Origin of the sequence: Mesorhizobium hawassense, from assembly GCF_003289945.1 — a bacterium.
Classification (GTDB): domain Bacteria; phylum Pseudomonadota; class Alphaproteobacteria; order Rhizobiales; family Rhizobiaceae; genus Mesorhizobium; species Mesorhizobium hawassense.
The window spans coordinates 1-613 of the sequence record NZ_QMBP01000071.1; the positions used below are offsets into that span (position 1 = coordinate 1).

Sequence of the window (613 nt, forward strand, 5' to 3'; positions counted from 1 at the left end):
GAGGTGCCGGTGATGGTATAGCCGGCCTGGCCCAGCGTCTGCACCGAGCCGCCCGGCAGGACCTCGTAGACCTTGTCGCCGGCATAGCTGGCGTCGAGCCCGGTGAACTGCCAGAAGCCGTTGGCGTCCGTCGTCGTCGACAGCTCGCCGAGGTCCAACGTCTGGTTGTTGTTGGCGTCGATGAAGATGGTGACGCCGGCCCATGCTTTGTCGTCGGAGGTGTGGCCGGGCGTGCCGTCGTCGCCGTTGACGTCCTCGAACTTGTGACCGGAGATCTCGAACAGCTTGAAGTTGGCGAAGTCGAGATCGTCCTGGTTGGTGCCGGAGGTGCCGGTGATGGTATAGCCGGCCTGGCCCAACGTCTGCACCGAGCCGCCCGGCAGGACCTCGTAGACCTTGTCGCCGGCATAGCTGGCGTCGAGCCCGGTGAACTGCCAGAAGCCGTTGGCGTCCGTCGTCGTCGACAGCTCGCCGAGGTCCAACGTCTGGTTGTTGTTGGCGTCGATGAAGATGGTGACGCCGGCCCATGCTTTGTCGTCGGAGGTGTGGCCGGGCGTGCCGTCGTCGCCGTTGACGTCCTCGAACTTGTGACCGGAGATCTCGAACAGCTTGA

Annotated in this window: 1 protein-coding gene; it reads right to left on the reverse strand. The window is 64.6% G+C overall.

Annotated features, from left to right (window positions below; all coding sequences use genetic code 11):
* A partial coding sequence (locus DPM33_RS36600; protein WP_208648497.1) for a hypothetical protein occupies positions 1–613 on the reverse strand: 613 nt, incomplete at both ends.